This window comes from Streptomyces sp. NPDC054849, from assembly GCF_053610945.1.
In genome coordinates, this window is sequence record NZ_JBSGZI010000028.1 from 75281 (window position 1) to 82291 (window position 7011).

The window sequence follows — 7011 nt, forward strand, 5'->3', positions numbered from 1 at the left end:
GCGACAGGCCCCGGCGTTCCACGGTCAGAAGAACACGGACCTCCGCTGCACGAGCAGCTTGTACAGCGTGTGCTGAATCTGTTCCCGCACCTGATCCGTCAGGTTGAACATCAGCATCGGATCCTCCGCCGCCTCCGCCGCATAACCGTCGGTGGGAATCGGCTCTCCGAACTGGATCGTCCACTTCGTCGGCAACGGCACCGCCCCCAACGGCCCCAGCCACGGAAACGTCGGCGTGATCGGGAAGTAGGGAATCCCCAGCAGCCGCGCCAGTGTCTTCGCGTTGCCGACCATGGGGTAGATCTCCTCCGCCCCCACGATCGAGCACGGCACGATCGGCGTCCCCGCCCGCAGCGCCGTGGACACGAACCCGCCCCGGCCGAACCGCTGCAGCCTGTACCGGTCCCCGAACGGCTTCCCTATCCCCTTGAAGCCCTCCGGCATCACACCGACCAGTTCCCCGGCCTCCAGCAGCCGCTGCGCGTCCTCCGCGCACGCCAGGGTGTGTCCCGCCTTGCGGGCCAGCTCGTTCACCACCGGCAGCATGAACACCAGATCCGCCGCCAGCAGGCGCAGGTGCCGCTCCGCCGGGTGGTGGTCGTGCACGGCGACCTGGAGCATCAGCCCGTCCAGCGGCAGCGTCCCGGAGTGGTTCGCCACGATCAGCGCGCCGCCCTCCGCCGGGATGTTCTCGATGCCCCTGACCTCGACGCGGAAGTACTTCTCGTACAGCGGCCGCATCAGGGACATGAGGACCTGGTCCGTCAGCTCCTTGTCGTAGCCGAAGTCGTCGACCTCGTACTCCCCGGTGACCCGCCGCCGCAGGAACGCCAGCCCGCCCGCGATCCGCCGGTCCCAGCTGTCGCCGGGCTCCGCCGGAGGGCGCTGCGGAGCCGCCGGCGGCTCCACCACCGGCTCGGGATCGGCCACCGCCCGCACCCGGCGGGGCATCCGCCGGCGCGACCGGTCCTCGTCGAACGGAATGACCTTGGCGTCCGCCACTATCGCTTCGCTCCTTCAGCCTCGACGTCGTCCTTGGGCCCGTCTGCGTCCAGCATGGCCGCCACCCGGTCCACGGCCCGTCCGACCCGCTCCGGGGGCAGCAGACCGTTCCCCCGGCTCCGCGCGAAGTCCGCGAAGGTCTCGGCGGTCGTGTACAGCGGTTCGAAGCCGAGGACTTCCCGCATCTGCGTGGTCTCCACGACCCGGCCGTGCGTGAGCAGCCTCATCTGCTCCGGCGAGAAGTCGGTGACCCCGACCGTCCGCAGCGCGGAACCCACCCAGGTCAGCGCCGGCAGCAACAGCGGCAGCGTGGGCCGCCCCAGCCGCCGCGAGCACTGCGACAGCAGCAACACGCCGTCACCCGCGATGTTGAAGGTCCCGCTGTTCAGCGTCCCGCGCCTCGGCTCCTTCGCCGCCAGCTGCAGCACTTCGAGCACATCGTCCTCGTGCACGAACTGCAGCCGCGGGTCGTAGCCCAGCACGGTCGGCATCACGGGGATCGAGAAGTACTCGGCGAGCGCCGAGTCCGCGAAGGGACCCAGGATGTTCGCGAACCGCAGCACGCACACCGCGACGTCCGGCCGCCTGCGCGCGAAGCCCCGTACGTATCCCTCGACCTCGGCGGCGTCCTTGGCGAAGCCGCCCGCCGGCAGCGACTTCGGCTCCGTGGTCTCGGTGAAGACGGCCGGATCCCGCGAAGTGCCCCCGTACACGCTCGTGCTGGACTTCACCACGAGCCGCCGCACCGTCGGCGACTTCTGGCACGCCCCGAGGAGCTGCATCGTCCCGATGACGTTCGTTTCCTTGACGGTGCTGTGCGCCCCGCCGGTGACGGCACTGCCTCCGGTGACCGCCAGATGGACCACCGTGTCCACGGCGTGCTCGGCCAATACCCGGGCGATCGCCGACTGTCTGATGTCCGTTCGGACGAATTCCGCCGCTCCGAGCCGGTGCGGCGGTGTCACCGCGTCCACCGCGATCACCCGCTCGACATCCGGGTCACGCTGGATCCGGCGCACGAAGCGGCCGCCCAACTGCCGGGCAGCCCCGGTGACGAGTACGACCTTCCCCACGAGCTCAGCGCCTCCCTAGAAGAAGTCCCCCGGCTACACCACAGCCCCTCCACCAGGATGGTGGAGGGGCTGCGGAAAACACGTACAGCTGCCGTTTACTTCTTGTTACGGCGCTGGACGCGGGTGCGCTTGAGCAGCTTGCGGTGCTTCTTCTTAGCCATCCGCTTGCGCCGCTTCTTGATAACAGAGCCCACGACTACCCTCGCTCACTTCTCTTCACTGGTGCGGGGCGTCTGGGCCCACACGACCTACGTCGGCCTAGCCTACCCGCCCGAGCTCTGAGCCTGTAATCCGAGTGCTTCCCCCGGGTTGCGAAGGCGTCGGGGTCCGTCAGTCTCAGGCCGACTCCACCCCCACATAGGACTCTCGGAGGTACTCGTGAACCGCGTTCTCGGGGACCCGGAAGGACCGGCCCACCCGGATTGCGGGCAGATGGCCGTTGTGCACCAGCCGGTACACGGTCATCTTCGACACTCGCATCACCGAGGCGACCTCCGCCACGGTCAGGAACTGAACCTCGCTGAGAGGCCTCTCGCCAGCAGCCATGACACACCTTGACCTTCCGCGCATGACGGGCACCGGCTTCCCCTCCGGTTACTCCTCGTCGTCGCACGCTCACTCCCCAGAGTAGGGGCGCGTGATACGAGTGGGGAAGAGGAGCTACGGCCACTCCTGCCGCCCCGTCAGACTCGCCCGGCCGAGCACATAGCGGGTAAGCGGTCGGTAGTAGTCCGCTCGCACCGCGTCATCCAGCGGAACGGCCACCGAGACCCGCCCCTCGGCCTCGCCGACGAACAGCGCGGGATCGTCCGTGTCCGCCAGCCCGATCGCGTCCACACCGAGCTGACCTGCGCCGCAGACCCACCCGTGATCCCCCACCACCAGGTCCGGCAGCGGCCCGCCGGCCTCGGCGAGGGCCCCCAGAGCGAGCCGTACCGGGAGCGGCGAATGGGTGTGCACGCCGGTGGCACTCCCCGGCGCCTGCACGCCGGGTTCCCGCACCAGTGCGACCCCCCGTACGTATTCGATGCAGTACGTGCGTACGCCGAACCGGGTCGCCATGTCGACACTCATCCCCTGCGCCGGGGTGAGGACAACACATCCCGCCGCCGACATCGCCTCGGCCAATCCGGCGTAGAACCCCAGGAGCCGATGCGGGTGGCCGGTCCCGAAGAGCACGGGCGAGCGCGCCCTCGCCGCCTCGCGCAGCCGCCCCGCGAAGGCCTCCAGCGCCGCCACCGTCCGCTCCGGGTCGATCACGTCCGGCCCGCTGACGTGCGCCGGATCCGCCGAGACCCCGCACTTGTCGGCCATCAGCCTCAGCAGATCACCCTCGCCCCAGCCCCACTCCGGATCGAGCCCCAGCATCACCCGCGGGTCGCGCGCCGCGAACAGCCGGTAACTGCGCAGGCTCTCCTCCCGGGAGGTGGCGACGGGCCCGGCCAACCGGGCGGCCAGCAGATGCGCACGCAGCGCGCCGGTGCTCAACACCCTCCGATGCTGCCCCACCGCACCTGGCGGGTCATCAGTTCAGGCGAACAGCCCCACAGTTGGCGTAACGATGCATCAGTCCCCGATGCGGCCTCGCCGGCCCGCCCGGAAGCGCCCGGTGTTCAGGTCAGCATGCCGCGCAGCGGGAAGACCGCCCGCCGGGTCGCCAGAACGGCCTGATCCGTACGGTCCGCCGGGTCGTAGCCCGCGTCCCATTCCCGCCACTGTGGAGTCCGCCCGTCCGTCATCCGGGCCGGCGCCGACTGCCGCGTCCGCGCGTACACCTCGTCCCGCCACGAAGCCGGGACCGCCGCCTGCGGATCCACCGGCCGGTGCGCCGCGATCGCCACCAGGTGCGTCCACGACCGCGGTACGACGTCCACCACCGCATAACCGCCGCCGCCCAGCGCGAGCCACCGCCCGTCCGCGTGCTCGTGCGCGAGCCGGTGGCAGGCCTCCTGGACGGCCCGCTGGGCGTCCAGCGAGACAGCCAGGTGCGCGAGCGGGTCCTCGAAGTGCGTATCGGCCCCGTGCTGGGTCACCAGCACCTGCGGCCGGAAGTCCGCCAGCAGCTCCGGCACCACGGCGTGGAAGGCCCGCAGCCATCCCTCGTCCCCCGTCCCGGCGGGCAGCGCGATGTTCACCGCCGAGCCTTCCGCCGCCGGACCTCCGGTCTCCTCGGGCCAGCCGGTCTGCGGGAACAGCGTCCGCGGATGCTCGTGCAGGGAGATGGTCAGCACCCGCGGGTCGTTCCAGAAGGCAGCCTGCACGCCGTCCCCGTGGTGCACGTCCACGTCCACGTAGGCGACCCGCTCGGCCCCCAGTTCCAGCAGCCGCGCCACGGCCAGCGCCGCGTCGTTGTACACGCAGAAACCGGCCGCCCCGCCCGGCATGGCGTGGTGCAGCCCGCCGGCGAAGTTCACGGCGTGCTCCGCCTCCCCGCGCCAGAGCGCCTCCGCGCCCGCCACGGACTGTCCGGCGATCAGTGCGGACGCCTCGTGCATCCCGTGGAACGCCGGGTCGTCCATGGTCCCCAGCCCGTACGACCCGTCGGCGGTCTCGGGGTCGCCCGACACCTCGCGCACCGCGGTGACGTAGTCCTCCCGGTGGACGAGCCGCAGCGTGGAGTCCCCGGCCGCAGGGGCCGCCCGTACCTCCACGGCCCGGTCCAGCCCGAAGGCGCGCACCAGACCCATGGTCAGCGCCAGGCGCACCGGGTCCATCGGATGGCTCGGTCCGAAGTCATACCCCGTTACCGCCTCGTCCCACATCAACAACCCGCGGCCGCTCATGCCCGCCACCGTATCGGGCGCCGTCCGAGCCGAACGAGCGGGCATGGAGGAGCGTCACCAGGACCAACACCATCGGCACCAGCATCGCGCCCCGGTAGCTCCAGGCGTCGCCTATGCCCCCGACGAGCGGTGACCCGATCAGGAAGCCGACGTAGTTGAAGATGTTCAGCCGCGCGACGGCCGTGTCGGAGGCCCCCGGACCGTACTGCTCGAAGGCGCGCCTCCCCGCGGCGGCGAAGGTCTGCGGCACGATCACGCACAGCCCGATCCCCAGCAGCGTGAAGCCCAGCATCCCCGTCCACACCCCCGGCGCCGCGGCCACGACGGCGAACCCGCAGGCGGCGACCAGCGTCCCGCCCCGCACCACGGCCGCCGCACCGAAGCGCCGCACGCCCAGGTCCCCGACGGCCCGCCCGATGAGGGTCGTCACCATGTAGACGTTGTAGGGGACGGTCGCCATCTGCTCCGAGCTGCCGAGCACGTCCTGGAGGTATTTGGCACTCCAGTTCGCCACGGTCGAGTCCCCGATGTACGCACACGCCATCACCAGGCAGAACGGCAGCAGCAGCTTGAACCCCCCGGCCCCCAGTCCCTTCTCGGCCACCGTCTCGTCCTGCTGATCGACGTACCGGCGGCTCCCCAGCAGGACGAGGGGCAGCAGCACGGCCACGGCGGGCAGATAGGAGACGAACAGCCCCAGGTGCCAGTGCGCCCCCGCCCAGGCCGCCGAGGCCCCGAGGATCCCGCCGAGGCTGTACGCGGCGTGGAAGCCCAGCATGATGCTGCGTCCGTACGCCCGCTGCAGGCTCACCCCCAGCATGTTCATCGAGGCGTCCAGCGCACCCACCGACAGCCCGAACACGCCCAGGGCCACCGCCACGTGCCACATCTGACTGCCGGCCCCGACGCCCAGCAGGGCGAGCAGCACGACGGGCTGCGCCCACCGCAGGACCACGCTCGGCGCGACCCGCTTCACCAGGTGCTCGGTGGCCACGCTCGCCGCGCCCGCGAGGATCGGCACGGCGGCGAGGAAGGCCGGCAGCAGCGCGTCGGATATCCCGTACCGGTCCTGGATGGCCGGGATCCGGGTCACGAGCAGCGCGAAGGCGACACCCTGCACGAAGAAGCTGAACCCCAGGGCGCCGCGGCCCCGCCGCAGCCGCACATCATCCGTCATGGCGCGTCAGCGTAGGGCCACGGGCTACCCGTGGGTAGAGAGATCACATACCGAGTCCGGCCTCCAGCCCGAGCAGCCCGGTGAGCTGCTTCATGTCCCCGAAGTAGCCGGTGGCCCCGGGAAGCTGGTCGGCGGGCAGCATGGCCGTGAACGCGTACACGTCCATGCCGGCGGCGATGGCGGCCTGGAGGCCGAGCGGGCTGTCCTCGATGACGACGCAGCGGGCGGGCTCCACGCCCATCTGCCGCGCTGCGTGCAGGTACAGATCGGGAGCCGGCTTCCCCTGACCCACGTCCTGGGCGCTGAAGATCCACTCTTCTTCGAACCACCCGTCGAGCCCGGCCACCCGATGCCCGACCCGGATCCGCTCGTGACTCCCGGAGGAGACCAGGCAGTAACCGACCCCTTGAGCGGTCAGCGCCCCCAGCACCTCCTCGACGCCGGGTACAGGCTTCAGCTCCTGCTCGAACGCGGCGACGGTCCGCTCGTGCAGCACTTCGTCGAAGTCGGCCGGCAACTGCTCCCCGGTCCGCTCGACGACGAGCTCGTGCACCCGGCGTACGGCGGACCCCATGTAGTCGCGGACCGATTCCTCGAAGGTGGTCGGGTGCCCCAGCTCGGTCAGGTACCCGGCGAGGATGCTGTTGGCGAGCGGCTCGCTGTCCACCAGCACGCCGTCGTTGTCGAAGATGACGAGGTCGTAGCCCATACCCCCACATTACGGAGGAAAGGGATGCGGAGCGGTTCCGCCGTGCCCGCCCCGGCCTCCGTGTCGTCCGTCTCCCACACCGATCCGGGTCCCCGATGCTTGTCCCCGATGCTTGTCCCCGATCTGTGGGTGCCGATCTGCGGGTGCCGATCTGCGGACGCCATCTGATCCGGAACGCAGAAAAGCCCCGCACCGGACCGGTAAAGGTCTGGTGCGGGGCTTCCCGCAATGATTGTTCGGCGGCGTCCTACTCTCCCACAGGGTCCC

8 protein-coding genes are annotated in these 7011 nt (G+C 70.7%); all 8 read right to left on the reverse strand.

The genetic code is table 11. From position 1 onward, the window contains the following. Nucleotides 1-24 precede the first annotated feature (24 nt). The 8 genes from ACWGIF_RS15555 to ACWGIF_RS15590 all read right to left on the reverse strand — a co-directional run bounded on the left by ACWGIF_RS15555 (nt 25) and on the right by ACWGIF_RS15590 (nt 6744). A complete protein-coding gene (locus ACWGIF_RS15555; protein WP_453496772.1) occupies nt 25-1002 on the reverse strand; it encodes a lysophospholipid acyltransferase family protein in 978 nt (325 codons plus the stop codon). Further along, nucleotides 1002-2075: an NAD-dependent epimerase/dehydratase family protein gene (locus ACWGIF_RS15560; RefSeq protein ID WP_453496775.1), complete on the reverse strand. Its 1074-nt coding sequence runs from the start codon at nt 2073-2075 to the stop codon at nt 1002-1004. Before ACWGIF_RS15560 ends, ACWGIF_RS15555 begins: the two co-directional genes overlap by 1 nt. Before the next feature lie 95 nt (nt 2076-2170). Further along, complete coding sequence (locus tag ACWGIF_RS15565; protein ID WP_003948845.1) at nt 2171-2269, reverse strand: 30S ribosomal protein bS22; 99 nt, start codon at nt 2267-2269, stop codon at nt 2171-2173. A 142-nt stretch (nt 2270-2411) separates the two neighbouring features. Then, the gene (locus ACWGIF_RS15570) at nt 2412-2621 is read right to left on the reverse strand and encodes a helix-turn-helix domain-containing protein (RefSeq protein ID WP_008738568.1); all 210 of its coding nucleotides are present in this window, start codon (nt 2619-2621) and stop codon (nt 2412-2414) included. 114 nt (nt 2622-2735) lie between these two features. Beyond that, nucleotides 2736-3566 (reverse strand): phosphatase, encoded by an 831-nt coding sequence (locus ACWGIF_RS15575; RefSeq protein ID WP_453496778.1) that lies wholly within the window; start codon nt 3564-3566, stop codon nt 2736-2738. A 122-nt stretch (nt 3567-3688) separates the two neighbouring features. Continuing rightward, nucleotides 3689-4858, reverse strand: coding sequence for an acetoin utilization protein AcuC (locus tag ACWGIF_RS15580; RefSeq protein ID WP_453496780.1), 1170 nt, complete (start codon nt 4856-4858; stop codon nt 3689-3691). After that, nucleotides 4809-6035, reverse strand: coding sequence for an MFS transporter (locus tag ACWGIF_RS15585; protein ID WP_453496783.1), 1227 nt, complete (start codon nt 6033-6035; stop codon nt 4809-4811). Before ACWGIF_RS15585 ends, ACWGIF_RS15580 begins: the two co-directional genes overlap by 50 nt. A 43-nt stretch (nt 6036-6078) precedes the next feature. Continuing rightward, nucleotides 6079-6744, reverse strand: coding sequence for an HAD family hydrolase (locus ACWGIF_RS15590; protein WP_453496786.1), 666 nt, complete (start codon nt 6742-6744; stop codon nt 6079-6081). Nucleotides 6745-7011: the final 267 nt, after the last annotated feature.